23 protein-coding genes and 1 tRNA gene are annotated in these 25353 nt (G+C 72.9%); 4 read left to right on the top strand and 20 right to left on the bottom strand.

Annotation, left to right across the window (positions count from 1 at the left end; translation table 11 throughout):
* The first annotated feature begins 19 nt into the window (after positions 1 to 19).
* Positions 20 to 1693 (top strand): PucR family transcriptional regulator, encoded by a 1674-nt coding sequence (locus QE405_RS20035; protein WP_307204608.1) that lies wholly within the window; start codon positions 20 to 22, stop codon positions 1691 to 1693.
* On the opposite strand, the gene QE405_RS20030 is transcribed toward QE405_RS20035, so the two are convergent.
* The 9 genes from QE405_RS20030 to QE405_RS19990 form a co-directional block, all read right to left on the bottom strand.
* Positions 1657 to 3231, bottom strand: coding sequence for an acyl-CoA synthetase (locus QE405_RS20030; protein WP_307204602.1), 1575 nt, complete (start codon positions 3229 to 3231; stop codon positions 1657 to 1659). The two genes, QE405_RS20035 and QE405_RS20030, sit on opposite strands and share 37 nt — an antisense overlap.
* A gap of 64 nt (positions 3232 to 3295) precedes the next feature.
* Complete coding sequence (locus tag QE405_RS20025; protein ID WP_307204599.1) at positions 3296 to 4459, bottom strand: NAD(P)/FAD-dependent oxidoreductase; 1164 nt, start codon at positions 4457 to 4459, stop codon at positions 3296 to 3298.
* Positions 4460 to 4564: 105 nt separating this feature from the next.
* On the bottom strand, positions 4565 to 4915 hold the full coding sequence (locus QE405_RS20020) for a RidA family protein (RefSeq protein WP_307204594.1): 351 nt from the start codon (positions 4913 to 4915) through the stop codon (positions 4565 to 4567).
* Positions 4912 to 6423 carry an amidohydrolase family protein gene (locus tag QE405_RS20015; RefSeq protein ID WP_307204581.1) on the bottom strand — a complete coding sequence of 504 codons (1512 nt, stop codon included), beginning with the start codon at positions 6421 to 6423 and terminating at the stop codon, positions 4912 to 4914. Before QE405_RS20015 ends, QE405_RS20020 begins: the two co-directional genes overlap by 4 nt.
* Positions 6420 to 7211 carry an ABC transporter ATP-binding protein gene (locus QE405_RS20010; protein ID WP_307204574.1) on the bottom strand — a complete coding sequence of 264 codons (792 nt, stop codon included), beginning with the start codon at positions 7209 to 7211 and terminating at the stop codon, positions 6420 to 6422. The genes QE405_RS20015 and QE405_RS20010 overlap by 4 nt, the downstream gene beginning before the upstream one ends.
* Positions 7208 to 7996 carry an ABC transporter permease gene (locus tag QE405_RS20005; protein WP_307204568.1) on the bottom strand — a complete coding sequence of 263 codons (789 nt, stop codon included), beginning with the start codon at positions 7994 to 7996 and terminating at the stop codon, positions 7208 to 7210. The genes QE405_RS20010 and QE405_RS20005 overlap by 4 nt, the downstream gene beginning before the upstream one ends.
* Entirely contained in the window at positions 7993 to 8832 is an 840-nt protein-coding gene (locus tag QE405_RS20000) for an ABC transporter permease (RefSeq protein WP_307204562.1), read from the bottom strand. The genes QE405_RS20005 and QE405_RS20000 overlap by 4 nt, the downstream gene beginning before the upstream one ends.
* Complete coding sequence (locus QE405_RS19995) at positions 8829 to 9812, bottom strand: ABC transporter substrate-binding protein (RefSeq protein WP_307204560.1); 984 nt, start codon at positions 9810 to 9812, stop codon at positions 8829 to 8831. The genes QE405_RS20000 and QE405_RS19995 overlap by 4 nt, the downstream gene beginning before the upstream one ends.
* 446 nt (positions 9813 to 10258) lie before the next feature.
* A tRNA-Arg gene (locus tag QE405_RS19990) sits at positions 10259 to 10334 on the bottom strand.
* Positions 10335 to 10510: 176 nt separating this feature from the next.
* Between QE405_RS19990 and QE405_RS19985 the strand changes: the two genes are divergently transcribed.
* Complete coding sequence (locus QE405_RS19985; RefSeq protein WP_307204556.1) at positions 10511 to 11062, top strand: hypothetical protein; 552 nt, start codon at positions 10511 to 10513, stop codon at positions 11060 to 11062.
* Positions 11063 to 11091: 29 nt separating this feature from the next.
* Here the strand turns inward: QE405_RS19985 and QE405_RS19980 are convergent, their stop codons facing one another.
* Positions 11092 to 11955 (bottom strand): helix-turn-helix domain-containing protein, encoded by an 864-nt coding sequence (locus tag QE405_RS19980; RefSeq protein WP_307204550.1) that lies wholly within the window; start codon positions 11953 to 11955, stop codon positions 11092 to 11094.
* A 118-nt stretch (positions 11956 to 12073) separates the two neighbouring features.
* On the opposite strand from QE405_RS19980, the gene QE405_RS19975 reads away from it, so the two are divergent.
* Entirely contained in the window at positions 12074 to 13138 is a 1065-nt protein-coding gene (locus QE405_RS19975) for an ABC transporter substrate-binding protein (RefSeq protein ID WP_307204543.1), read from the top strand.
* A 71-nt stretch (positions 13139 to 13209) separates the two neighbouring features.
* Here the strand turns inward: QE405_RS19975 and QE405_RS19970 are convergent, their stop codons facing one another.
* Both QE405_RS19970 and QE405_RS19965 read right to left on the bottom strand, forming a co-directional pair.
* Positions 13210 to 13905, bottom strand: a complete 696-nt coding sequence (locus tag QE405_RS19970; protein WP_307204541.1) for an HAAS signaling domain-containing protein — start codon at positions 13903 to 13905, stop codon at positions 13210 to 13212.
* A complete protein-coding gene (locus QE405_RS19965) occupies positions 13902 to 14279 on the bottom strand; it encodes a PadR family transcriptional regulator (RefSeq protein ID WP_307204540.1) in 378 nt (125 codons plus the stop codon). Before QE405_RS19965 ends, QE405_RS19970 begins: the two co-directional genes overlap by 4 nt.
* Before the next feature lie 55 nt (positions 14280 to 14334).
* On the opposite strand from QE405_RS19965, the gene QE405_RS19960 reads away from it, so the two are divergent.
* Positions 14335 to 14982, top strand: a complete 648-nt coding sequence (locus QE405_RS19960; RefSeq protein ID WP_307204538.1) for a potassium channel family protein — start codon at positions 14335 to 14337, stop codon at positions 14980 to 14982.
* A gap of 15 nt (positions 14983 to 14997) precedes the next feature.
* On the opposite strand, the gene QE405_RS19955 is transcribed toward QE405_RS19960, so the two are convergent.
* The 8 genes from QE405_RS19955 to rhaS all read right to left on the bottom strand — a co-directional run bounded on the left by QE405_RS19955 (position 14998) and on the right by rhaS (position 25337).
* Positions 14998 to 15786, bottom strand: a complete 789-nt coding sequence (locus QE405_RS19955; protein WP_307204536.1) for an SDR family oxidoreductase — start codon at positions 15784 to 15786, stop codon at positions 14998 to 15000.
* Between the two features lie 71 nt (positions 15787 to 15857).
* On the bottom strand, positions 15858 to 16829 hold the full coding sequence (locus tag QE405_RS19950; RefSeq protein ID WP_307204535.1) for a hypothetical protein: 972 nt from the start codon (positions 16827 to 16829) through the stop codon (positions 15858 to 15860).
* Complete coding sequence (locus tag QE405_RS19945; protein ID WP_307204533.1) at positions 16826 to 18490, bottom strand: hypothetical protein; 1665 nt, start codon at positions 18488 to 18490, stop codon at positions 16826 to 16828. The genes QE405_RS19950 and QE405_RS19945 overlap by 4 nt, the downstream gene beginning before the upstream one ends.
* A 268-nt stretch (positions 18491 to 18758) precedes the next feature.
* Complete coding sequence (locus QE405_RS19940) at positions 18759 to 20297, bottom strand: rhamnulokinase (protein WP_307204531.1); 1539 nt, start codon at positions 20295 to 20297, stop codon at positions 18759 to 18761.
* A gap of 190 nt (positions 20298 to 20487) precedes the next feature.
* A complete protein-coding gene (locus tag QE405_RS19935; RefSeq protein ID WP_307204529.1) occupies positions 20488 to 22542 on the bottom strand; it encodes a bifunctional aldolase/short-chain dehydrogenase in 2055 nt (684 codons plus the stop codon).
* A gap of 71 nt (positions 22543 to 22613) precedes the next feature.
* Positions 22614 to 23777 carry an L-rhamnose isomerase gene (gene rhaI / locus QE405_RS19930; RefSeq protein WP_307204527.1) on the bottom strand — a complete coding sequence of 388 codons (1164 nt, stop codon included), beginning with the start codon at positions 23775 to 23777 and terminating at the stop codon, positions 22614 to 22616.
* On the bottom strand, positions 23774 to 24208 hold the full coding sequence (locus QE405_RS19925; protein WP_307204525.1) for an L-rhamnose mutarotase: 435 nt from the start codon (positions 24206 to 24208) through the stop codon (positions 23774 to 23776). The genes rhaI and QE405_RS19925 overlap by 4 nt, the downstream gene beginning before the upstream one ends.
* 106 nt (positions 24209 to 24314) lie before the next feature.
* Positions 24315 to 25337: a rhamnose ABC transporter substrate-binding protein gene (gene rhaS, locus QE405_RS19920; protein ID WP_307204524.1), complete on the bottom strand. Its 1023-nt coding sequence runs from the start codon at positions 25335 to 25337 to the stop codon at positions 24315 to 24317.
* Between the last annotated feature and the right edge of the window lie 16 nt (positions 25338 to 25353).

The following is a 25353-nucleotide window of genomic DNA, read 5'->3' as shown; positions in this document are numbered from 1 at the left end:
CCCCCGCGGAGCCGCGACCGTGACCAGCGCTCGGTCCGCTGCGACTCTCCGACGGGTCCTGGACGACCTCGGGCCGGCCCTCCTGGAGGTCGTGCACGGCCACGCCCTCGACGGCGTGGTGTCGGGGGTCGCCTTCCACGACCCGATCGACGACTCCTACGTCCCTCCCCGCGCCGTCGTGCTGGCCATCGGCATGGACGACCCGGACGAGATCGCTGCGACCGTCGAACGGCTCGGGCGCCGAGAGGCAGCTGCCCTGATCGTGCGGTCGCCCGTCGCCGCGACTCCGGCCCTGGAGAGCGCCGTGGCCACGTCCGGCGTCCCTGTCGTCGGACTGACACGTGGAGCCTCGTGGGCGCAGCTCGCTGCCATGATCCGCGCGTCGCTCTTCGAGGACGTGGTGGCCGACGACGGGTCCGAGACCCTGGGCGGTGTCGCGTCAGGTGACCTCTTCGCACTGGCCAACGCCATGACGGCCATGATCGACGCACCCGTCACGATCGAGGACCGCAGCTCCCGCGTGCTTGCCTACTCGGGCCGCCAGGACGAGGGCGACTCCGCACGGGTCGAGACCGTGCTCGGACGCCAGGTCCCCGACCGGTTCACGAAGGCGCTGCTCGCCAACGGCGTGCTGCACGACCTCTACCGCAGCAGCGAACCGGTCTGGGTCGACCCGGAGCCGCCGGAGCCCGACACCTTGCCGCGCGTGGCGATGGCGGTCCGGGTCGGGGACGAGATCCTCGGGTCCATCTGGGCCGTCGTGCGCGAGCCCCTGACGGACCACCGCAAGCAGGCGCTGGTCGACGCATCGAAGCTCGTGGCCCTCCACATGCTCCGTCTCCGCGCCGGCGCCCACGGGTCCCAACAGCTGAGGGCCGACCTCGTCACCACCGCCGTGGGCGGCGGACCCGCAGCGCACGACGCCCTGCGACGGTTGGGGTTGTCCGACCAACGCGTCCTGGTCCTCGCGCTGGGGCTGATCGACGACCCGGTCGAGTCCGTCGACCTCCACGCCCGCCGGGCGGCCGACCGGGAACGGATCAGCTCGGCACTCGCGATGCAGCTCACCGCCGTGCACCCGCGCTGTGCCAGCGCGCTCATCGGCGAGGTCTGCTACGGCCTGGTCCCGGCGGGCAGCCAGAGCGCCGAGGCGGCCGAGAGGGCGGCCGTCCGTGTCGCGACGGAGTTCCTGAGCAGGACGACCGGCGGCGAGCACGCGGTCATCGGCATCGGCCAGGTGTCGGCTCGTCCCGCCGACGTGGTCGAGGGACGGAGGAGTGCCGACCGCGTGCTGCGCGTGCTCACCGACCAACGGGGGCGCCATCGCCGCGTGGCACGGCTCGAGGACGTGCACGTGGAGTCCCTGCTGCTCGAGCTGCGCGACCTCGTGGTGTCCCGCGGTGACCGACCGACCGGTCCCGTGGCCCGGCTGGTCGAGCACGACTCCCGTCGTGGCTCACGGCTGACGGAGACGCTCCAGGCATGGCTCGACCACTTCGGGGACGTGGCTGCGGCCGCGACGTCGCTCTACCTGCACCCGAACACCTTCCGCTACCGCCTCCGGAAGGTCGTCGAGGTCAGTGGTCTCGACCTGGAGGATCCCGAGGCTCGCCTCGCCGCCATGCTGCAGCTGCGGGTCGTCCTCGGCGCAACGCCTCAGGAGGGCGGGGTCTCCGGCGACACCGGGCCCTGAGCCGCCTCGGCCGCGTACCGCGCGTGCAGGACGTGCTTCATGAGCTTCCCCGTGGCGCTGCGCGGGAGGGAGTCGCTGAAGTCGACGCTCCGCGGCACCTTGAACCCCGCGATGCGGCCCCGCGTGAACTCACGGAGCTCCTCGGCCAGCTCCGGGCCGGGCCGGTGCCCGTCGGCGAGCTGGACCACGGCCTTGACCCGCTCGCCCATGTCCTCGTCCGGGACACCGATGACCGCCACGTCGTGCACCTTGGGGTGCAGGGCCAGGCAGTCCTCGATCTCCTGGGGGTAGATGTTCACGCCGCCCGAGATGATGACGAACGCCTTGCGCCCGGTCAGGAAGAGGAACCCGTCGTCGTCGACGTAGCCCATGTCGCCCGTCGTCGACCAGGTCTCGTGCAGGGGGTGCTGCGCGTTGCGGGTCCCCTCGGGGTCGCGGTGGTAGGTGAAGGCGACGGTGTCCCTCTCGAAGTAGATGGTGCCGATCCGCCCGGGGGGCAGCTCCCGGCCCCCGTCGTCGCACACGTGGATCACGCCGAGCGCCGCTCGGCCCACCGACCCGGGCTTCCGAGCCCACGTCTCCGGGTCGATGAGCGTGATGCCGTTGCCCTCGGTCGACGTGTAGTACTCGTGCAGGACCGGACCCCACCAGGCCATCATCCGGTGCTTCACCTCGACCGGGCAGGGCGCCGCGGCGTGGATCGCCACCTGCAGGCTCGAGAGGTCGTGGCGCCGACGCACCTCGTCCGGGAGCTTGAGCATCCGCACGAACATCGTGGGCACCCACTGCGAGTGCGTCACGGCGTAGGTCTCGAGGTCGGCGAGGGCCGTGGCGGCGTCGAACCTCCGCGTCGTGACCAGCGTGCCGCCCAGGGCATGGACGATTCCCCCGAAACGCAGCGGCGCGGCGTGGTAGGTCGGCGCCGGGGAGTAGTACACCGTGTCCGGCCCGAACCCGTACATCGGACCGAAGACCGTGGTGAGCGGGTCCCCGGGTTCGTGGACCTCCCGATCGGGCAGCGCCGGCTTGATGCCCTTGGGGCGACCGGTCGTGCCGGACGAGTAGAGCATGTCCGCCCCTCGGGGCTGGTGCTCGAGCGGCTCCTGGGACTGCCCCGCCAGGGCGTCCTCGTAGACGTCGTGGCCCGGCACCGCCCCACCGAAAGCGAGGCGGACGCGCACCCCGGGCGTGGCGTCGAGCACCGCGACGGCGAGGTCCGCCTTGGCGGCCGACACGATGAGCACCTCCGCGCCGCAGTCGTCCACGACGTGCGCTACCTCAGCGGGGGTGAGGTGGTGGTTCACGCCGGTCACGTAGAGACCCGATCGCAGCGCTGCCCAGTAGATCTCGAAGACCTCGGCGGCGTTGTCGCTGAGGAAGGCGATGTGGTCACCGCGTCGGAGTCCGTGCGCGGCGAGCACGCGGGCCAGGCCGGCGGACCGACCGTCGAGCGCCCCGTAGGTCAGCCGCCGTCCGGTGTCGGCCTCGATCACGGCGGGCTTGTCCGGATGGGTCGCCGCGTGGGTTCCTGGATACATGGGACGACCTCTCAGACAGGCGTCGGGACAGAGGGGGAGCAGAGGTCGGAGCGAAGCCGCCCGGTCACCGCTGGTGCACCGTTCCCTCCGAGACGGACAGTGACGGACGGCCCGGCGCGAGCATCTCCGCGCGGAGCCCGCGCTCGGCGACGTCCGCCGGGACCGGCCCGCGCCGGAGCAGTGCCGCGCCGGTCCTGGCGAGCGCCGGACCGGCCTGGATCCCGTACCCGCCCTGTCCGGCGAACCAGAACACCCCGTCGGCCGCGGGGTCGTAGCCGACCACCGGGGTCCGGTCGGCCGTGAAGCTGCGGAGCCCGGCCCACGAGTGCCGGACATGACGTGCGTCGATGGTCGTCGCGTCGTTGATCGCGTCCAACGCCATGGCGATGTCCAGGGTGTCCGGCTTCGCGTCGCCGGGTGCCTGCGGGGTCTCGTCGGCGGGCGAGCACAGGAGCATGTCGGTCTCGGGCTTGAAGTAGAACCGGTCGTCGACGTCGATCGTCAGCGGCACCGGACGGTCGGGATCCACCGCGGGCGCAGGGACCATGAAGACGGTGCGTCGGAGGGGCTGGATGCCGATCGGCTCGACCCCGAGCACCGCCGCCACCGCATCGCACCACGCGCCGGCCGCGTTCACCACGACCGGAGCGCGGAACTGCCGACCGCTCCCGTCCGTCAGCGTCCACCGGCCCCGGGCACGGACCGCCTCGACCACACGTGCCGAGGTCGCCACGTGGCCACCTCGGCCTCGCAGCCCCTTGGCGTACCCCTGGTGGAGCGCGTGCACGTCCAGGTCGAGGGCACCGGGCTCCCACAGGGCGAGCTCCACGTGGCCGGGGCGCAGGAGGGGGTGCCGGCGCTCGGCCTCGGCGGCGTCGAGGACCTCGATGTCGGGCGTCAGCTCCCGGACCTGGTCCTGCAGCGACCTGATCGCCCCTGCCCGTCCTTCGCCGGCCACGTAGAGCAGGGGCAGGGGTCGACTGACGGCCGACTCGAAGATGTCGGGCGGATCGGTGAAGACCCCACGGCTCGCCACCGTGAGCGCCCGGATGGGCAGGTTGCCGTAGCTCTCGATGAACGCCGCAGCCGACCGGCCCGTGGAGTGGTACGCCAGGGTCGACTCTGTCTCGAGCAGGCAGACGGTCGTGTCCGCCGCCAGCTCGTAGGCGATCGACACGCCGGCGATACCGCCGCCGATGACGATCACGTCCCACTCTTGAACGGTCATGGCGCCTCACTTCGTCGGGGATCTCGGAGTCGTTGGACGGCGCGCTCGAGGCGCGCCGGGGCCGGCGCCCGTGCTGGCGGGCGCCCGGCGAGGGGGTGGGGTCGGTCAGGCCTGCGCTATCGCGCTCAGCTCGAACAGCAGACCGGGATAGAGCCCGCAGGCGATCGTGGTGCGGACCGGGAAGGGCGGGGAGAAGAAGCGGCGGTACGCCGCGTCGAAGGCCGCGAAGTCGTCCATCGACGCCAGGTACACCGACACCGAGGCGACATCGGTCATCCGCAGGCCGTGGTCGTCCAGGATCTGCGCGAGCTGGCCCATCACGGCCTCCACCTGGTCGTGGAAGTGGGCATGGGTCACGCCCCCGGGCCCGATGGCGGCGAGCCCGGAGGTGTGCAGCTGACCACCGATCCACCGGGCCGGGGACAGAGCGGGCCCGACCGGTGTGGAGGCGGTCACCGGGTCCCCCGGACGGGACGCCCCGGGAACGCGTCCAGGCGGAGCTCTCCGTCGGCCACGAGCTGCTCGCCGTTCACGATCACGTGCTCGATGCCCGTCGACGGGCTGACGGAGCGCTGGTAGGTGGCGGTGTCGGTGACCCGGTCCAGGTCGATCACGAGGATGTCCGCGTCACACCCGGCCTGGAGGCGACCCTTGCGCCGCATCTGCGGCGCCGCCGACTCGACGATGCGGGCGGGGTAGAGGCTGCACTTCGCGATGGCCTCGACCAACGGCATCGAGGCCGTCTCGCGCACCGCGATCCGGAGGCTGCGCGCGAACGTGCCCGCACTGCGGGGATGGGTCGCGACGAAGTCCGGGATCGGCCACTGCATCGGGTCGTAACGGGCACCGGCCGGGACCACGAAGGGCACCGCGTCGGACGCCACAGCGGCACCGGGCAACGCGAGCATGCGCGCGAGGCGGTCCGGGGAGGCGTTCTCGTCGAACGCCTTGATGAACGCCAGGCCCCCCGGGTCGGAGGCACGCAGCTCGAGCAGGCGCTCGACCGACGCGACCGTCTCGCCGGTCCGGGCGTAGATGACGTCCTGCGGCGTCCCCGTCGCCCCCAGGACGTGGAGGCGGTCCGGGTGGAAGTAGTCCGCGCCGATCGCACTCATCCCGGCGCCGTAGGGATAGACCTCGCTCGAGACGGTCGCGCCCTCCGCGCGCACCCCCTCCACCAGGGCCTGGACCCGGTCGAGGTGTCGTGTGGACGTCGAGTTGATGTGGCAGTAGTGCATGTGGGCCCCGGTCTCGCCAGCCACTCTCGTCAGCTCCTCGGCGCCGTCGACCACGACGCCCGGGTCCTGCTCGACCAGCGGACGCGCGTGGGTGAACGTCGGCACCCCCGCGGACGCCGCGAGTCGCGCGACGGCGACGTACTCGGCGGGGTCGACAGCGGGCGCGTAGCCCAGCGGGATGCCGATGCCCAGCGCGCCGGCCGCCAGCTCGGACCCGAGGAGGTCGAGCAGGGTGTCGGTCTGCGCGGGGGTCGCGACACCGCGCCAGGGGTCGGACCCCAACCTGGTGAGCAGGCCTTCCTGGCAGCCCGTCAGGGGCTCACCGCCCAGGACGTGCATGCGGATCGAGGCCCAGGACGCCGAGTAGCCGTAGTTGATCGGACGCCCCTCGGCCGCTGCGCGCAGGTACGCCTGCTCGACCGGCGCCAGGCCGGCCTCGAGCTCGAGCGCCGTCGTGACGCCGTCGAGCGCCTGGAGGCGGCACTCACCGATGGCCTGCCCGTGGCTGTGCAGGTCGATGAACCCCGGTGTCACCACGCGGCCCCGGGCATCGACCACGACACGGCCGCGGATCTCGTCCGTGGTGACGGCGGCGATCCTGTCCCCGAGGACGCCGATGTTGCGGACGTCGTCGAGCTGCGTCTCGGGATCGATGACCCGGCCGCCGAGGACGACCAGGTCGTAGGTCTCGGTGTGCTGGTTGCCCAGCCCGTCGGCGCCGCTCATCGAGCCACCTGCTGGTGCGCGCTCTCGCGGATGTGCTGGAGGACCGTGGTGCGCAGCTCGACGAAGGACGGGTGTGCCTTGGTGGTCACCTGGTCGCGCGGACGTGGCAGCGGCACGACCACCTCCTCCGTGACCGAGGCCGGGCGACCCGCGAGGAGGACCACGCGGTCCCCGAGGTAGACCGCCTCGTCGATGTCGTGGGTGACGAGCACGATGGTCATGCCGAAGTCGTCGCGGACCCGCAGCGTGAGGTCCTCGAGGTCGGCCCTGGTCTGGGCGTCGACCGAGGCGAACGGCTCGTCCATGAGCAGCACGGTCGGCCGGTAGGCGATGGCCCGGGCGATGGCGACACGCTGTTGCATGCCACCGGACATCTCCCAGGGGTAGAGGCGGCCCGTCCCGCCGAGGCCGACGGCCTCGAGCGCGGCCTCCGCGGCCGAGCGCCGCTCGGCCGCGGACCGCGTCGTGCGCCGCAGCGGCAGCGTGACGTTGTCGATGATGCGCATCCACGGCAGCAGCGAACGGCTGTAGTCCTGGAAGACCACAGCGAGGTCCTCGGGCGGCCCGGTGACGGGTGAGCCGTGGAGGGAGACCCCTCCGGTCGACACCGGCAGCAGACCGGCCATGCACCTGAGCAGCGTGGACTTGCCCGTGCCCGAGTGGCCCACGATGCACAGCAGCTCCCCGGCTCGGACGTCGAACGTCACTCCGTCCAGGACGGGACGCCCGGCCCCTGGGTAGGACTTGCCCACGTCGTCGACCGCGAGGACCACCCGATTGCTGATCATGCGCTTCTTCCTTCCGTCGGACGTGCTCCGTGGAGGCCGCGGTGCCACGCCAGGACTCTTCTCTCGACCAGGGCCGTGGCCAGGTTGATGGCGTAACCGAGCAGCCCGAGCAGCACCAGGCCCGCCCACATGTCGGTGATCGCGTAGGTCCGCTGCGCCTGGAGCACGAAGAACCCGACCCCCGACGTCGCCCCGAACAGCTCGCTACCGACCATGACGACGACGGCGATGGAGACGCTCGTGCGGGCGCCGACGATGATCTGCGGCGCCGCCGAGGGCAGGACCACCCGACGGACCAGGTCCCCTCGGCCGATGCGATACGTGCGCGCCATCTCCCGCACCTGGGGATCCACCGCGCGTACGCCGTCGATCGTGGTGACGAGGGTCGGCCAGAAGGCGCCGAAGGCGATCAACGCGATCTTCGAGGCCGATCCGATGCCGAGCATCGCGATCAGCAGTGGCAGCAGGGCCAACGCCGGGGTGGCTCGGGCCAGCTCGACCAGCGGACGCAGTGCTCCGTAGACCCGCGGGAGCAGACCGAGCAGGAGGCCGATCGACACGGCGGCCACCAGGCCGACGGCGAGGCCCCCCGCGAGGTTGGTCAGGCTCGGCACCAGGTGCTCACCGGCCTGGTCGAACAACCAGACCTCCCGGAAGCGGGCGAGGATCTCCCGTAGCGGCGGGAAGTACAGCGACGTGCTGTTCGCCGAGAGGAACCACCACGCCGACACCACGGCGACCGGCAGCCACGCCTCGAGGGCCACCGCCCGCAGCCGCCCGCTCACGACGTCGTCCTCTGCGACTGGTGCCAGTGGATCAGGCGCTTCTCCAGCTGCCCGAACACCAGCACGACCGCCAGTCCGAGCAACGCCGCCGTCAGCGTGTACGCGTACACGCCGTCGGTCGCGCCGCTGCCCTGGGCCCGCGCCAGTCCGTTGCCGACCCCCGGCACGCGGACGAGCAGCTCGATGCTGATGGCGACCAGCATGCCGATGACCGCCGCGATCCGCAGACCCGTCGCCACGAACGGCGTCGCGCTGGGGAGCACGACCCGCGTCAGGGTCCGCGCTCGACCGAGCCGGAAGGACCGGGCCGTCTCGAGGGCCACGGGGTCCACGTCGCGCACCCCGTAGATGGTCTGCAGCAGCAGCGGCCAGGTGCAGGCCGGGATCACCAGGAAGAGCTCCGCCGATCGCGACGAGCCGTACACCAGCGTCGCGAGCGGGATGATGCCGAGGACGGGGATCGTCCGCATGAAGTCGATGAGGAAGCGCGAGCTCCGGTAGGCGGAGTCGCTCGTCCCGAGGAGGATGCCCAGCGGTACGGCCACGAGCACGGCCACGCCCAGGCCGATCGACCACCCGGACAGGGTCTGGCCGACCTCGGTCCAGAAGCCGCCCGAGCGTGCGAGGTCGAGCAGCGCTCCGGCGGTGTCCGCCGGACCGGCGAAGGCCTGGTCGCCCACGAGGTCGGCAGCCCCGATGACCTGCCACAGCACGAGCGCACCCGCGAGCACGACCAGCTGACCGGTGAGCCTCGTCGCCCGGCGGCTGCTGCGGCCCCCTCGGGACGTCCGCGCGGGCACGACCCGCGGTCGCGGCTCGGAGAGGACGGAGGTCACGGGACCAGGTCACCTGACGGGATCGGGGACTCCAGGGCGCCGTACTCGACCAGCACGTCGACGATCCCGGCGAAGCTGTCGGCGTCGAGATCCGTGCTGAACTCGTTGAGGGCCTGCGCCTCGGCTTGCTCGGGCGTCGTCGAGAAGTACTCGACGTAGATGTCGTGCAGGAGGTCCGGCTGCTCCTCCGCGAGCTGGACCGACTCCTCGACCGCTGCCTGGAACTTCTCGACGGTCTCGGCGTTCTCGGCCGCGTAGGTGTCGAGGGTGGTGTAGACGAGTCGCGGCGAGTCGCCGAAGACCTGCTCGATCGGATCACCCAAGGGGGCCTCGAAGTCGCCCGTCGCCATGAGCTGGGACGCGAACGGCTCGGCCACCTGCGCGGCGTCGACGTCGCCGCGGAGCAGCGTGTCCCCCATGGAGGCGACCGGGACCTCGACGATCGTCGCGTCGGCACCGTCGCCACCGTCGGCGTCGATCAGGCTGCGCACGCCGAACTCGGACGCCGAGCCCAGGAAGTTGACGGCGATCGTCTTGCCGTCGAGGTCAGCCGCGCTCTCCACCGCGCTCCCCTTCTCCACCAGCAACAACGATCCCGAGCTGCCCTCCGCGCCCTTGTTGAACGTCGTCACCCCCTCGACGGCGACGACGGGGACGTCCTTGCCGGCGGCCAGCACGAAGCTCGGCCCGATGTTGGGACCGAAGTCGAGCTGCTTCGAGATCAGGGCACCCACCAGGTCGCTGGGGTTCGACTCCTGCAGCTCCACCTCGAGGCCGTGCCGTTCGAAGATGCCCTCCTGGACGCCGAGCAGGATCGGTACGGAGTCCGTGAGGGCGTAGCCGACCCGGATGGTGGTCATGCCGTTCGCGTCGGGAGTCGACTGCGAGGAGCCACCCCCGCATGCCGCGGTGAGCACGGCGGCGCCGACGGCAGCCGGCAGCAGGAGCAGCCTGGGCGAACGGCGGGGGCGATGACGCATGGAGGTCTCCTGAGGGGTGGTGCGGAACGCGGTGCGAGGCCGCTCGAGCAACCGCCCGCCGATCGGCGGGGCCTGCTCGGAGACGTTGCCGTCACCGCGTCGCGGGGGTGAGATGCACAGCACTCTAAGGACACGCCCTCCACTCAGGCCTGTCCTTCTCGACGAAGATCCGATCGAGAACTGTGCTATTGCACAGTCGGTCGTGGAGGGCGGGCAGACCCGTCCCGTCGGTCATGGCCTCGAGGTCATCCAGGTGAGGAGCCCCCCGCCCCCGTCCGCACAGCGCGCGGGGCCGACAGGCGTTGTCGCGACCCTCGGGTCGCTGCTTCCCCGCCCGGCCCGGACGCCGCCTGGCTGCGCTGCCGCCCAACCTCCGCCACGACATCGAGGACGAACTCGACGACAGCGCTTGCCCAGGTCAGAGACTCACGACGGGGTGTTGCTGGTGGTGCCCCAGGCAAGAGTCGAACTTGCGACCTTTCGCTTAGGAGGCGGCTGCTCTATCCACTGAGCTACTGGGGCGTGGGCCATATCTTGCCACCCGACCCCGGCCCGGCCGCACGGTGCCGCACCAGGCCGGGACGTACGCCGCGGCGGGGCGTCGAGTCGGGGGCCGGGGCGGCGCCGGGCATCATTGAGCAGGGCCTGCGCAACGTGCCCGCCGGGCTCGCCCTGCGCGGTCTCCGGGAGGTGTTCTGATGCGTGGACGGTCAGCGTGGCGGGGTGGCGTGCGGCGCGGGGCGGCGCTGGGGACGGTGGCGGTCGTGACGCTGGCGGGCTGCGCCGTCGGCGGCGGCGACGGGGACGACGACGCGGCACGATCGGCGCTCGAGCAGCTCGAGCAGCTCGAGACCGACGTCGACGCCCTGGTGCTCGACCTGCTCCCGGGCCTCGCCGACACCTGGGGCGCGGAGGCGTCGTCGGGCCGGGCGTCCTACGAGATCTGCGGCATGGAGCCGTCGCCGTCCGGCGCCCGCTACCGGAGCACCCCCCAGTTCCGGAACCTCCAGGTCGGTGGCGACCGGGCGGTCGCCGCAGCAGCCGACTTCCTCGAGACCGAGGGCTGGCAGCTGGAGCAGGTCGGAAACCCCGACATCGTGGTCGCGCACCGCGACGACGGCACGGAGGTCCGGGTGACGGCCATCCCGAACGGGGCGTCGGTGCAGGTGACGTCCCCGTGCGCGGACAGCGACGGCGACCTCGCCCGCGAGTTCTTCGAGCGCCCGTCGAAGGACGTGCCGCTGGGCTGAGGCACCGGCACGCTCCGGCACCCTCCGCTTCACCCGCCGCGAGTGACGTCCGCCGCGACGACCGTGGCGCGCGCGTCCGCGGCGTACCTCCGCGGGGTGCACCCGTAGACCTCCGCGAAGCTCGCGATGAAGGCGCTGGGCGAGGCGTAGCCGACGCTCGCGGCGACGTCCGTGACGGTGTGCCCGTCGGCGAGCAGACCGGCCGCGGCCTGCAGGCGGCGGCGGAGCCGCCACTGCCGGAAGGTGAGGCCGGTGCCGGCGACGAACGCGCGGGCGAGCGTCTTCTCGCTGACGTGGAGGGCGGCTGCCCAGTCGCCGAGGCTCCGGGCGTCGGCCGGGTCGTCGAGGAGTGCGACCGCCACGCGGCGCGCCCGAGGGTCGGCGGGCAGCGTCACCACGTCGTGCCGCAGGGGCGCGTCGGTGAGCACGTCGAGGAGGAGGCGGTAGGCGAGGCCACGCCGCTCGAGCGTCCGCGGTGCCTCCGCCGCGTGCCGCAGCAGCGTCGCGGCCATCGGTTCCACGACGAGCACCGCCGGGCGGTCCCAGCGGTCGCCGCCCGCCGGGCGCAGGACGGGGTCGGCGTAGACGTCCACGAGGGTCCCGGTCCGGGTGATCGTCATCTCGTGCAGGGCCTCGGCGGGGATCCACGCCACGTGGTCGGCGCCGAGCTCCCACGTGGTGCCGCCGACCGTGAGCCGCATGCTGCCGGCCACCATCCACGCGAGCTGGTCGGTGGCGTGGAGGTGGGAGTCGTAGCGTGTGCCCGCGGGGACGTCGAACCACTCGGTGGTGATCGCCGGGGTCCCGGGACGGCCGATCGTCCGCTCGCCGACAACGGCCTCGCGGCTCTGCGCAGCGCCGTACGCGGGATGCCGCTCGACGGACAGGGTCATGACTGCTCACCTCGACTGGTGTCCGTCCACGACGATCGCGACGGAGGTTAGGTGAGGCTACCCTCCACAGCGCCGTGCCGTCGTGTCCGATCCGACGGCCCCACCCCCGAGGACCACCGTGACCCTGCTCCCCCGCCCGCGCCACCGCCCCACCCGCGCCCTCGCTGCGTCCATCACCGCCGCGCTCGCGCTCACCACGCTCGTCGCCTGCGGCGAGAGCGCCGCCGACGACCGCGCCGACGAGAACCCGCACTACACGACCGAGCCGTCGGACACGTTCCCGGTGACGGTCGAGCACGAGTACGGCGAGACCACGATCGAGTCCGAGCCGCAGCGCATCGTCAGCGTCGGCCTGACCGAGCAGGACGTGCTCCTCGAGCTGGGGGTCACGCCGATCGCGACCACGGAGTGGTACGGCGAGCAGGACTTCGCCGTCTGGCCCTGGGCCACCGACCTCCTGAACGGCGCCGAGCCGGAGGTGCTGAGCGCCGCCGACGGCTTCCAGTACGAGCGGATCGCCGAGCTCGAGCCCGACCTCATCATCGGTACCAACGCGGGCATGACGGAGGACGCCTACGACCGGCTGTCCGAGATCGCGCCGACCGTCACCGCCACGGACGGGTCCGAGGGCTACGCGTCGCCGTGGCGCGACCAGACCCGCCAGATCGCCGCCGCCGTCGGCCGCTCCGCCGAGGGCGAGGAGCTCATCGCGGGGGTCGAGGAGGCGTACGCCGCGGTGGCCGCCGAGCACCCCGAGTTCGCCGGGAAGACGGCGACCTTCGCGCAGGGCGTCATCTGGGAGGGCGTCATCTACGTCTATCCGGACGGCGTCAACACCGACTTCCTCACCGACCTCGGGTTCACCATCACGCCGGGCCTCGAGGAGTACGCACCGGGTGCCGGCCAGCAGGCCCAGATCTCGGCCGAGAACGTCGGGATGCTCGACGCCGACGTCGTCCTGTTCGCCACGGAGTCGCCGGAGGGCGTCGACGAGGTGCTGTCGTTCGGCACGATGTCCACGTTGCCCGCCGTGCAGGAGGGCCGCGCGATCTACAGCGACGCCGTGCTCTCCGGCGCGATCTACTTCCTCACCCCGCTGAGCCAGAAGTACGTGCTCGAGCACCTCGAGCCCCGGCTCGTCGACGCCCTCGCGGGCGAGTCCCCGCAGGACGTCGAGGGCTGACGGGCCACCCGATCCCGGGCGGGGCGCGCACGGGGGCGCGCCCCGCCCCGCCGCCTGTCGCGGCCGGGGCCTCAGGAGCCCCTGGCCCGCACCACCGCGAGACGTGCGAGCAGCACGAGGTAGGCGAGGCCCACCACCACGAACGGCACGCCGATGGCGAGCATCCCCAGGCTGCCGTCGGCACCGGACGACTGGCAGACCGTCTGGGTGTCGGTGCCGTCGAAGACCGTCTCGCACGACTGCGCCCCGCCCGTGAACGCGTTCAGCGCGATGGACACGACGATGCCCGGTGCCGGCACCAGGAGGGTCCCGAAGAGCTGCTCGCCGGTCCGCCACAAGGGCGACGCCCAGATCCCGACCCACCCGAGGACGATGATCGCGATCGCGACAGGCACTCCGTCATCGCTCACGAGCCCCACCAGGAGCGATCCCAGCACGACCAGCCCCAGGGCGACCACCGCCGGCCAGGCCCTCCGACGTCGCACCGGTGCCGCGGCCACGGGCGCCGGCACGTACGGCGCGGGTCGCGGCGGCCCGGCGTCCCGCTCCGCCTCCGCGGCGATCGCCTGCGGGTCGCCCAGGCTGGCGAGCACCGCCTCGAGGCCCTCGCCCTCGCCGAGCGCGGCCTCGACGTGCTCGCGCAGGTCGGCGACGATCTCGGCCCGGTCCGCGACGCCACGCGCCGCCAGCGCGGCATCGACCTCGGCCAGGTAGCGGCCCACCCGCTCGTCCGGGGACATGCGCACCGTCTTCTCCTCACCGCTCATCGCGGCCCCTCCCCTCGCCTCTCGACCTCGCTCCGTGTCCCGCCGCCCCCTGCCAGCGCTCCGTCCACCGCATCACGGAAGGGGGACCACGCTGCCTCGAAGGCCTGCAGCGCCGCGTCGCCGTCGCCGGTGAGGCGGTAGTAGCGGCGCGGTGGTCCCTCGCTCGACTCCTGCCACGAGGTGGTCACGAGCCCGGCCTTGCGGAGCCGGGACAACAGCGGGTAGAGCGTGCCCGTCCCGGCCAGCAGGGTGCCCTCGAGCTCCCGGGCGATGTCGAGCCCGTAGCGCTCCCCCGACCGCAGGGCAGCCAGGACGCAGTGGTCGACCACCCCCCGACGGAGGTTGGCGAGGACCTGCGCTTCGCTAGGTACCATGCGACGCATGCTACCTGTCCACGCCGAGGCGTGTCAGCGAACCCAGGGTTCAGCCGTGGACGAGTCGCGGGTCGAGGCATGGGAACGACGCGTCGAGGTGCCGCTGCTCGGCCTCGCGCTCGCGTTCCTGGTCGCCTGGGCCTGGCCGGTGCTGGACCCCCGGCTCGACCCGGACGTGCGCACGCTGCTCCGCACCGTCTCCTGGACCGTGTGGGGCGCCTTCGCGGTGGACTTCGCGATCCGGATGACGCTCGCGCGCGACCGCCGCCGCTACGCCCTCCGGCACTGGTACGACGTCGCGCTCATCCTGCTCCCGCTGCTGCGGCCCCTCCGGGTGCTGCGCGTCCTGGCGTTCATGCGGGTGCTCCAGCGCACGGCCGCAGGCGGGCTCGCGGGCCGCGCCACGACGTACGTGCTGGGCACCGCGCTCATCTCGCTCTTCCTCGGCGCCATCGCCGTGCTCGACGCCGAGCAGGACGCCCCCGACGCGAACATCCGGACCTTCGGCGACGCCCTCTGGTGGGCGACGACCACCGTGACCACCGTGGGCTACGGGGACCGCTACCCCGTGACGTTCGAGGGGCGTCTGCTCGCGGTCGTGCTCATGCTCGTCGGCATCGGCGCCGTCGGCACCGTCACCGCCGCGCTGGCGACGTGGCTCCTCTCGCACGTGCGGGAGGAGCAACGCGGCGCCGGCAGCTGAGCCGGCGCCGCGCGATCACACCTCCCGCCACCCCGACCCCGCCTGGTCGTGGCCGTGCGCGGCCATGAGCCCGAGCCCGCCGTCGACGGTGAGGGTCGAGCCCGTGACGTACGACGAGCGCGGCGACGCCAGGAACCCCACGAGCGACGCCACCTCGTTGACGTGACCGGGGCGCCCGAGGGGGTTGCCGGGCCGCTCCTCGGCGTACGCGTCCTGGGTGTCCTGCCCCGTCATCTCGGTGGAGATCTCGCCGGGCGCGACGGAGTTGACGGTGATCCCGTGCTCGCCGAGCTCGAGCGCCAGCACCTTGGTGAGCGCCCCGAGGCCGGCCTTGGCCGCGCAGTAGGCGGCGGCGCCGAGGCGGGGCAGGTACTCGTGGACGCTCGTGACGTTGACGATCCGACCGCCGACGCCCCCGGTCACGAGGTGCCGGGCCGCCGCCTGCGACGTCAGGAACGGTCCGTCGAGGTCGGTGGCGAGCACCTCCCGCCACTTCTCCAGCGTCAGGTCGAGCACCCGCGAGGAGTGACCGGTGCCGGCCACGTTGACGAGCACGCCGAGGCCGCCGAGACGGTCGACGAGGTCGTCGACGACCGTTCCCGCGGCGTCGGAGGTCGCGTCGAAGTCGGCCACGAACGCCCGCTGGCCACGGCGCTCGACCTCGGCGGCGGCCGCGGCCGCCCCCTCGCTGTCGTGGTGGCGGGTGAGGCCGACGTCGAAGCCCTCGGTCGCGAGCAGCTGGGCCACGGCGCGGCCGATGCCGGAGTCGGATCCGGTGACGACGGCGAGACGGGGGTAGGACACGGGGACCTCCGGCGGGTGGGGTGGGGGCGGGTGGTCACCACCGGGTACCCACCCCGCGCACCCCCTGCCCGTCAGCGGGGGGCCGCATCCCAGCGCGGCTCGCCGAGGTCGACGACGGCGTCCCACGCCGACCCCGCGGGGAGCCGCACGACGCGTCCCGCCGACTCCGGCACCGGGGTGCACTGCTCGGCGCCCGCGGCGCACGTCGCCAGCACGCCCGCACCGCCGGAGCCGGACGCGTCGGCGACGACCGCCACGACCGTGCCGTCGGCCAGCCGTTGCAGCGGCAGCCAGCGGGCGGGGTCGACGCCGTTCGGGGCCGGTGCGACGGTCTCCTGCCACGGTGCGTCCTCGGGCTCGTCCCCCGGGTCCACGGCGGCGACCCGACCGTCGGCCGGGTCGACGGTGCGCGTCCCCTCGGCCGTGTCGATCCAGAAGACACCGTCGGCGAACCCGCGCACCTCGAGCTCGACGTCGGGGTAGAGCGCGGCGAAGTCGTCGGTCGCCGGGTCGCCCATGCCGTCCGTCGAGCGGACGACCTCCTCGCCGGTGCGCGTGTCCACGACCACGGTGGCCGCCTGGGGGGTGCCGTAGCGGTCCGCCTCGCCCGAGGTCAGGTCGATGAGCGCGACGTACCGACCGTCGGGCGAGGCGGCGAGCGACGCGACCTCGACGTCCGTGTCGTCGACGTCGCCGGACGCATCGACGAGGTGCAGGGCGTCGCGCGGGCCGAGATCGTCCGCGCCGCTGTCCGGGAGATCCGCCGGCAGCACCCAGCCGCGCACCCACACCCGGTCACCCCCCACGACGAGGTCCCCCGGCTCCCGGTCCGGGCCGCCGACGGGGACGGTCGACCCGTCCCCCAGGTGCAGCTCGCCGTCCGCCCACCAGACGAGGCCGGACTCGGCCAGTGGCGCATCGGTTGCCGGCCACGACGGCTCGACAACGGGAGCCGGCGCATCCGCCGGACCGTCCTCGGTGCACCCGGCGAGGGCGAAGGGGACGACCAGGGCGGCGGCTGCGGCGTACCGGCGCCGCCTCACGGCTGCATGCCCGTCAGGTGCGAGGCGACGCCCTCGTCGGTGCCGGTGAGGTCGCTCGACACGGCCTCCAGCCCTGCGGCGACCTCGTCGGTCGCCCGTGCACCCGCCTGCAGCAGGGAGACACACCGCTCGAGCACCTCGTTGATCCGCGTGCTCCCCGTGGCGGCCGACGGCACGTCGCCCAGCTGGGCCGCGGCGGTTCGGACGCCGGAGACGGTGGACGCGACGGAGCGCAGCGTGTCGGCCACACCGCCGAGCCGCGCCGCGGCCGTCACGAGGCTCTGCGGCTCCACCGCCACCTCGTCCACGGACAGCCCGAGCTCGGAGAGCGGCGTGCGGGTCATGTGGGGGCTGGCCCACAGGCCGTCGTCGTCCGGCACCCCCCAGAGCCACCCGAACACGCCCGTGCCGGCGCTGTCGAACTCCTCCGCGCCCGACTCGTAGGTCGTCACGATCTGGCCGTCGACCTCGACGACGCCCTGGGACATGTTCGGCAGGGGGTACGGCTCGCTGCGCTCACCGGTCTCCCGGTCCTGGACCACGAGGGCACTCTCGTTCTGCCGACCGTAGGAGGTGCTGAACACGAGCTCGCCGTCGCGCACGACGACGCCCTGGACCTCCGGCGGCGTGGCGATGGTGACCGGGTCGCCGGCGCCGTCGAGCTGGGGAGTCCAGCCCCCGTCCGCGTCGGGGCGGTAGACGTGCAGGACGTTCTTGCTGTGGGAGCCCACGTAGAGCAGGCCGTCGGCGAACGCCGTGTACGACGCTGCAGCCACCGGGCTGGAACGGACGGCGTCCACCCGTGTGCCGGGCGGTGCGTCGCGCAGGGCCTGCAACGAGTAGCTGTGGACACGGCCGTCCGAGCTGACGTGCACCAGCCCGTTCTCGTCGTCGACGGTGACCCCGCCGACGTGGCCCGGCGCCTCGCCGTCCTCGTCACCGAGCCGCAGCTCGTTGACCTCCGTTCCTCCTGCCTCGTCCACCAGCGCCAGGTAGGAGCCGCCGTCCTTCGTGTAGTAGCTCTGCAGCAGCAGCCCGGTGGCCCCGCTGTAGCCGAGCCCCTGGGGGATCCACCCGCGGTCGTCGCCCGTGGCCGCCGTGTTCGGGATGAGGGGCCCGAGCTCGCTGCCGTTGCCTGACAGCCACGCGTCGGTGCGGTCCAGCCCCCGCTCGACCCACTCCCGGGTGTCGGCGTCCAGAGCGTCGAGGTCGACCTCGTCGCCGTCCCCACCGAGCACCGCCGCGACCGCGGCCAGCCGGGCATCGTGGTCGGAGGTGATGCCCACGAGTCGGCCGGAGACGGCGAAGGCCAACAGCTGCTCGAGCCCGCCCGGGTCGGCTCCTCGCTCCCGCCACGGCACGATGGCGGCGTCGGCGGCCTCGATCGCGGTCTCGACCGAGCCCGCCGCGGCCTCCACCCCGCCCGCGGCGAGACCGAGCACGTTGCGCACGGTGCTGATGCCGTCGACGAGTCCCTGGGCGCGAGCCGCGTAGTGAGCCGCGGCCATGCCGGTCCACCCGGGTATCGCCGCCACCGCGGCGCTCTCCTCGCGGGCGCCCTCGAGGCGGGTGTGCTCCGCGCGGATCACCTCGACGTAGCCCCTCAGGGCAGCGGGATCACCGGTCGTCGCGCGGCGGTGGAGCAGGTCGGGATCGAGCATGGGAGTTCCTCCGGGTCCGAGATGACCCGGACGGATCCCCCGACCGGCGGTGGCGGAAACGTCGGCGGACCTCCACCTCGACGTACGGCAGCAGCCGCACCGGCCCGAGCAGCCCGTGATCCTGGCGAGGCGCGACGCCGTGCACCTCCGGCGTCACCGTGCGGAGCCGGTCGAGCAGCGGGGCACGGGGCGCGAGCGCCTCAGGGAGGCAGTCGTGACGTCGGCGTCCACGGTGTCTCCCGGGACGAGCGGCGCGTGGGCCGTGAGGTCAGCCGACGGTCGTCGGCCGCCCAGGTCGGACGCGCCGTTCGGCGGCGTCCCAGTCGAGCGCGTCCGCGCCGGTGCGCGGCTCGTGGCGGCGCAGCTCGTGCGTCGCGCGGAGCAGGGCACGCATCGCCGTCAGGTCGGGCAGGTCCGCTCCGAGCGCGCGGGCCTGGACCAGCACGTTGCCGAGGGCGGCGGCCTCGCCGGGACCGGCGAGGACGGGGACCCCGAGGGCGTCAGCCGTCAGCTGGCACAGCAACGTGTTGTGGGTGCCCCCGCCGACCACGTGGACGACGTCGAACGGCCGTTCCGCGGTGGCGGCCGCGGCGCGGAGGTGCCGGCGGTAGGCCACGGCGAGCGAGTCGACGATGGTGCGGGCGACCTCGGCGGGCGTGCGCGGCTCGGGCTCGCCCGCCGCCGCCGCGAGCGCGCGGATCCGGGCCGGCATGTCGCCCGGCGGCAGGAGGCTCGCGTCGTCGATGTCGACGACGGTGCGCAGCGCCGGCAGGGCGGCGGCCTCGGCGAGGAGCGCGGGGAGGTCGATCCGGGTCCCGTCACGCTCCCAGGTCTGCACCGACTGGGAGAGCACCCAGAGGCCCATGACGTTCTTCAGGTAGCGGACCGTGCCGTCGACGCCCGCCTCGTTGGTGAAGTCCGCGGCGCGTGCGGCCTCGGTCAGCACGGGGGCGTCGAGCTCGAGGCCGACCAGCGACCAGGTGCCCGACGAGATGTAGGCGAAGCGCTCGCCGTCCTCCCCCGGGCCTGCGGCCGGTACGCCGACCACCGCGGAGGCGGTGTCGTGCGACCCGACGGCGACGACCGGGACGGGGGCGTCGTCCGGCCCGCGGCCGAGTGCGGCGGCGATGTCGGGCAGGAGGGTGCCGACCCGGTCGCCCGCGTCGCGGAGCGGCGGGAGGATGCTCCACGGCAGCCCGAGCCGCGCGGCCAGGTCGATGGCCCACGTGCCGGTGGTCGCGTCGTACAGGCCCGTCGTGGAGGCGTTCGTGCGTTCCGCGCCGATCTCGCCGGTGAGCCAGTAGCCGAGCAGGTCGGGCAGCAGCAGGAGGGTCTGCGCCGACTCCAGCGCCGCGGTGCCGCGGGCGGCGGCGAGCTGGTAGACGGTGGTGAAGGGCAGGTGCTGCAGGCCCGTGCGGGCGTAGAGCTCCTCGGCGGGGACGGTCTGCCAGACCTGCTCCGGTACTCCGTCGGTGCGGGAGTCCCGGTGGCTGTAGGGGTTGCCGAGCAGCACGCCGTCGCGGTCGAGCAGCCCGTGGTCGACGGCCCAGGAGTCGATGCCGATGCCGTCGAGGGGGCCGGTCGCGGCGATGGTGCGGAGCCCGGCGAGCACCTCCCGGTGGATCCCGAGGACGTCCCAGAAGAGCGAGCCGCCCGCGGTCACGCCGCCGTTGGGGAAGCGGTGCACCTCGGCGAGGTCGAGGCGCCCGGGACCGACGACGGCCACCATGACCCGGCCGCTCGTGGCGCCGAGGTCGACGGCCGCGACCCGCAGGTCACCCGGGCGCGGCTGGGGCAGGTCCGTCATCGTTCCTTCTCTCTCGGGGGTGGGGCGTTGAGCGCGTCGAGTTGGGTTGTACGGCTGTGGCAGATCCGCCGAGTTGGGTCGTACGGCTGCGGCGACCGCGGCGTACGACCCAACTCGACGCACGAGCCGCGCCGTACGACCCAACTCGACGCACGAGCCGCGCCGTACGACCCAACTCGACGCGGGAGGGTCAGCGCAGGAAGGCCGCCGCGACGCCGGCGTCGACGGGGACGTGGAGGCCGGTGGTGTGGGTCATCTCGGGGCCGCAGAGCACGAAGACCGCGTTGGCGATGTGCTCCGGCAGCACCTCCTTCTTCAGGATGGTGCGCTGCGCGTAGAACTTGCCGAGGTCCTTCTCCTCCACGCCGTAGACCGCGGCGCGGTTGGCGCCCCAGCCGGAGGCGAAGATCCCGGAGCCCTGCACGACGCCGTCGGGGTTGACGCCGTTGACCTTGATCCCGTGGGCGCCCAGCTCCGCGGCGAGCAGCCGCACCTGGTGCGCCTGGTTGGCCTTCGTGGCCGAGTACGCGATGTTGTTCGGCCCGGCGAACACGGAGTTCTTCGACGAGATGTAGATGATGTCGCCGCCGAGCTCCTGGTCGATCATCACCTTCGCGGTCGCCTTGGCGACGAGGAACGAGCCCTTCGCCATCACGCGGTGCTGGAGGTCGAAGTCCTCGCCCGTGGTGTCGAGCAGCGCCTTCGACAGCGACAGCCCGGCGTTGTTGACGACGAGGTCGACGCCGCCGAAGGCCAGCACGGTCGCGTCGACGGCGGCCTGCACGGCCGCCTCGTCGGACACGTCCGCCGCGACGCCGATCGCCACGTCGGAGCCGCCGATCTCGGCGGCGGCCGCCTCCGCCTTCTCCAGGCTGAGGTCGGCCACGACGACGACCGCGCCCTCGCCGGCCAGCTTCTTCGCGGTCGCCTTGCCGATGCCGCCGGCGGCACCGGTGACGAGCGCGATCCGGCCCGCGAGCGGCTTCGGCTTCGGCATGCGCTGGAGCTTGGCCTCCTCGAGCGCCCAGTACTCGATGCGGAACTTCTCCGCCTCGTCGATCGGGGCGTAGGTCGAGAGGCCCTCGGCGCCGCGCATCACGTTGATGGCGTTGACGTAGAACTCGCCCGCGACGCGCGCGGTCTGCTTGTCCTTGCCGTAGGAGAACATCCCGACGCCGGGCACGAGCACGATCAGCGGGTCGGCGCCGCGGATGGCCGGGCTGTCGGCCGTCGCGTTGCGGTCGTAGTAGCCCTGGTAGTCGGCCCGGTACTCCTCGTGCAGCTCCTTCAGCCGCGCGATCGAGTCCTCCACCGAGGCCGACGCCGGCAGGTCGAGCACGAGCGGCTTGACCTTGGTGCGCAGGAAGTGGTCGGGGCACGAGGTGCCGAGGGCCGCGAGCCGCGGGTGCTCGGCGGCCGCCAGGAAGTCGAGCACGACGTCGCTGTCGGTGAAGTGGCCGACCATGGAGCGCCCGGCCGCGGCCGCGTCCTTCGAGGCGATGCCGCGGATGGTGCCGGCGAGCGCGGCGGCCTTCGCCCGGCGCTCGGCCTCCGGCAGCGCGCCGTACCCCTCCAGCGCCGGACCGAACGGCTCCGCCGAGGAGTGCTCCGCGATGTACGCCGCGGCGGTGTCGATGATCCAGAGGCTGTTGGTCTCCGCCTCCTCCGAGGTGTCGCCCCAGGCCGTGATGCCGTGGCCGCCGAGGATGCAGCCGACCGCCTGCGGGTTCTTCTCCTTGATCTCGGCGATGTCGAGGCCGAGCTGGAAGCCGGGCCGGCGCCACGGCACCCACACGACCTTGTCGCCGAAGACCTGCTGGGTCAGCGACGGGCCGTCGGCCGCGGTCGCGATCGCGATGCCGGAGTCGGGGTGCAGGTGGTCGACGTGCGCCGCATCGACGAGCCCGTGCATGGCCGTGTCGATCGACGGCGCCGCCCCGCCCTTGCCGTGCAGGCAGTAGTCGAAAGCCGCGACCATCTCGTCCTCGCGGTCGATGCCCGGGTAGACGTCGACCAGCGCGCGCATCCGGTCGAGGCGCAGCACCGCGAGACCGGACTCCTCCAGGGTGCCGAGGTCGCCGCCCGAGCCCTTGACCCACACGAGCTCGACGGGCTGCCCCGTCACCGGGTCCGTCTCGGTGCCCTTCGCGGACGTGTTGCCGCCGGCGTAGTTGGTGTTCTTCGGGTCGGAGCCCAGCCGGTTGGACCGGGCGATCAGCTGCTGCGGGACGGTGAGATCAGTCATCTCGGGTGGTTCCTCTGGGTGTGAGGGCGGGCGGGATCGGTACGACGGGGGGGCGGGTCGCGCGGCCGGGCTCAGCTCCAGCCGACCTGCGTGCCACCGACCCGGGCGGCCTCGAGGCCCTCCTGGTGACCGCTCGCGGCGTACGCCTTCGCGGGGTGGGCGGGCAGGCCGCGGGACTCGCGCCAGGCGGCGAGGTCGGCGCGGACGTCGGTGGAGAAGGCGTCCATGAAGATCTCGTGGGCGTCGAGCACCTCGCCGGCCTCCTGGGCGGCGGTGAGCGCCTCGCGGTCGAGCAGGAGCGCGCGGGCGGTCATCTCCTGCACGTTGAGCACGGAGCGGATCTGGCCCGGGATCTTCTTCTCGATGTTGTGGCACTGGTCGAGCATCAGCGCGACGTCGGAGTCCTCGTCGAGGCCGCCGCCGCGGATCACCTCGACCATGATCCGGAAGAGCTGGAACGGGTCGGCCGCGCCCACGATGAGGTCGTCGTCGGCGTAGAACCGCGAGTTGAAGTCGAACGAGCCGAGCTTCCCGAGGCGCAGCAGCTGCGCCACGATGAACTCGATGTTGGTGCCCGGCGCGTGGTGGCCGGTGTCGAGGCAGACCTTGGCGCGGTCGCCGAGGGCGCTCACCTGCACGTACGACGTGCCCCAGTCCGGCACGTCCGTGTGGTAGAAGGCCGGCTCGAAGAACTTGTACTCGAGCACGAGGCGCTGCGTCTCGCCGAGCCGCTCGTAGATCGCGGCGAGCGACTCCGCGAGGCGGTCCTGCCGGCCGCGCATGTCGGCCTGGCCCGGGTAGTTCGAGCCCTCGGCCAGCCAGATCTTGAGGTCGCGCGAGCCGGTCGCGTCCATGACGTCGATGCACTCGAAGTGGTGGTCGATCGCCTTCTGGCGGATCTTCGGGTCGGTGTGCGTGAGGGCGCCGAGCTTGTAGTCGTCGTCCTGGAACGTGTTGGAGTTGATGGTGCCGAGCGCGATGCCCTGGTCCTCGGCGTAGCGGCGCAGCGCCGCCCAGTCGTCCACGAGGTCCCACGGGATGTGGAGCGCGACGGCCGGGGCGAGCCCGGTGAAGCGGTGGACGGTCGCGGCGTCGGCGATCTTCTCCTCCACCGAGCGCGGCGTGCCGGGCGTGCCGAACACCTTGAACCGGGTGCCCGAGTTGCCGTAGGCCCAGGACGGGACCTCGATCGCCAGACGCTCCAGCGTGGGCGTGATGTCGGCGAAGCTGGTCATGCGGGCTCTCCCTCGGTACGGCGGGTGGTGGGGTCGGTCGGTGCGGCGGGGGTGCCGGCGGGGGTGTCGGCGGGGGTGCTGACGGGCAGGTCGGCGGCGGCGAGCTGGTCCTCGAGGTGGAAGACCTCGTCCAGCCGCACGAAGCCGGTGTCGGGGGCGGCGCCCTCGAGGTCGACGAAGAAGGCGCCCATCTCGGCCTGCCAGCGGGCGTTCACCTCGGTGGCCGCGATCGCGGCCTGCGCCTCGGCGAGGGTGCCGTCGACCTCGACGTACCCGATGAGGAGACCGTCGGGGCGGAGGAACAGCGAGTAGTTGCGCCACCCGGCGTCGCGGAGCGCCTCGAGCATCGCGGGCCAGACGGCGGCGTGCCGCTCGGCGTACTCCTCCAGGCGGTCCGGCCGGACCTGCAGCTGGAAGCAGACGCGCTCCATGGATCCCTCCTCGGGACAGGCTGATTGAATCGATTTAATCGTACGGCGGGCCGGGCCCCGCGGGACCAGCACCCCGGGGGTGGTGCTGGTCCCGCGGGTCGGCGGATCAGAAGTCGAAGTCGCCGACGTTGTCGACCGTGAAGACGGTCGGCTCGCCGAGGACGACCTCGCCGTTCGCGCCCACGGTGTACTCACCGAGGTCGCCCGCCTCGAAGGTGTCGCCCTCCTCGCCGGTGATGTCGCCCTCGATCAGCGCGTGGGCGGCGTAGGCGGCGAGGTAGCCGAGCTCCTCCGGGTTCCACAGCGCGAACGCGGTGACGGTGCCGTCCTCCAGGTACTCGCGCATCTGGTTGGGCGTGCCGAGACCGGTCAGCGCGACCTGGCCCTTGTACTGCGACGTCGAGAGGTAGCGCGCCGCGGCGGCGATGCCGACCGTGGTCGGGCTGATGATGCCCTTGAGGTCGGGGTGCGACTGCAGCAGCGCCGCGGTCTTGTCGAACGAGGTCTGGTCGTCGTCGTCGCCGTAGACGGTCTCGACGATGTCGATGTCGGGGTACTCCGAGGCGGCGTACTCCTCCATGAGGTCGATCCAGGCGTTCTGGTTGGTGGCGTTGGCCGCGGCCGAGAGGATCGCGACCTCGCCCTCGCCGCCGATCTGCTCGGCGACCAGGTCGACCTGCGCCTCGGCGATGCCCTCGGGGGTGGCCTGGTTGACGAAGAGGTCGCGGTACTCGGCGTCGACGTCGGAGTCGAACGTGACGACCTTGACGCCGGCGTCGCGGGCCTCCTCGAGCGCGTCGCCCAGGGCGGTCGGGTCGTTGGCCGAGATCACGAGGGCGCCGACGCCCTGCTGCGCGGCCGTGTTGATGAAGGGGACCTGCGCGTCGGGCGTCGCGTTGGTCGGGCCGACCTCCTCGAACGTGCCGCCGAAGGCGTCGACCGCGTTCTCGCCACCCGTGCTGGAGGCGTCGAAGTAGGGGTTGCCGAGGTTCTTCGGGAGGAAGGTGATCGTCTCGGCCGAGTCGCCGCTGCCGCCGTCGCCGTCGCCGCCACCGCAGGCGGTGAGGGCCGTGCTCGCAGCGAGCGTCAGGGCGACGAGCGCAGTGGTGCGCCGGGAGTTGAACTTCATCGTTCTGCCTTTCGGT

The sequence above is a fragment of the Nocardioides zeae genome, from assembly GCF_030818655.1.
GTDB classification, from domain to species: domain Bacteria; phylum Actinomycetota; class Actinomycetes; order Propionibacteriales; family Nocardioidaceae; genus Nocardioides; species Nocardioides zeae_A.
The sequence above is the reverse complement of the archived record's forward strand: the minus strand, read 5'-3'. Positions and strand labels throughout refer to the sequence as shown.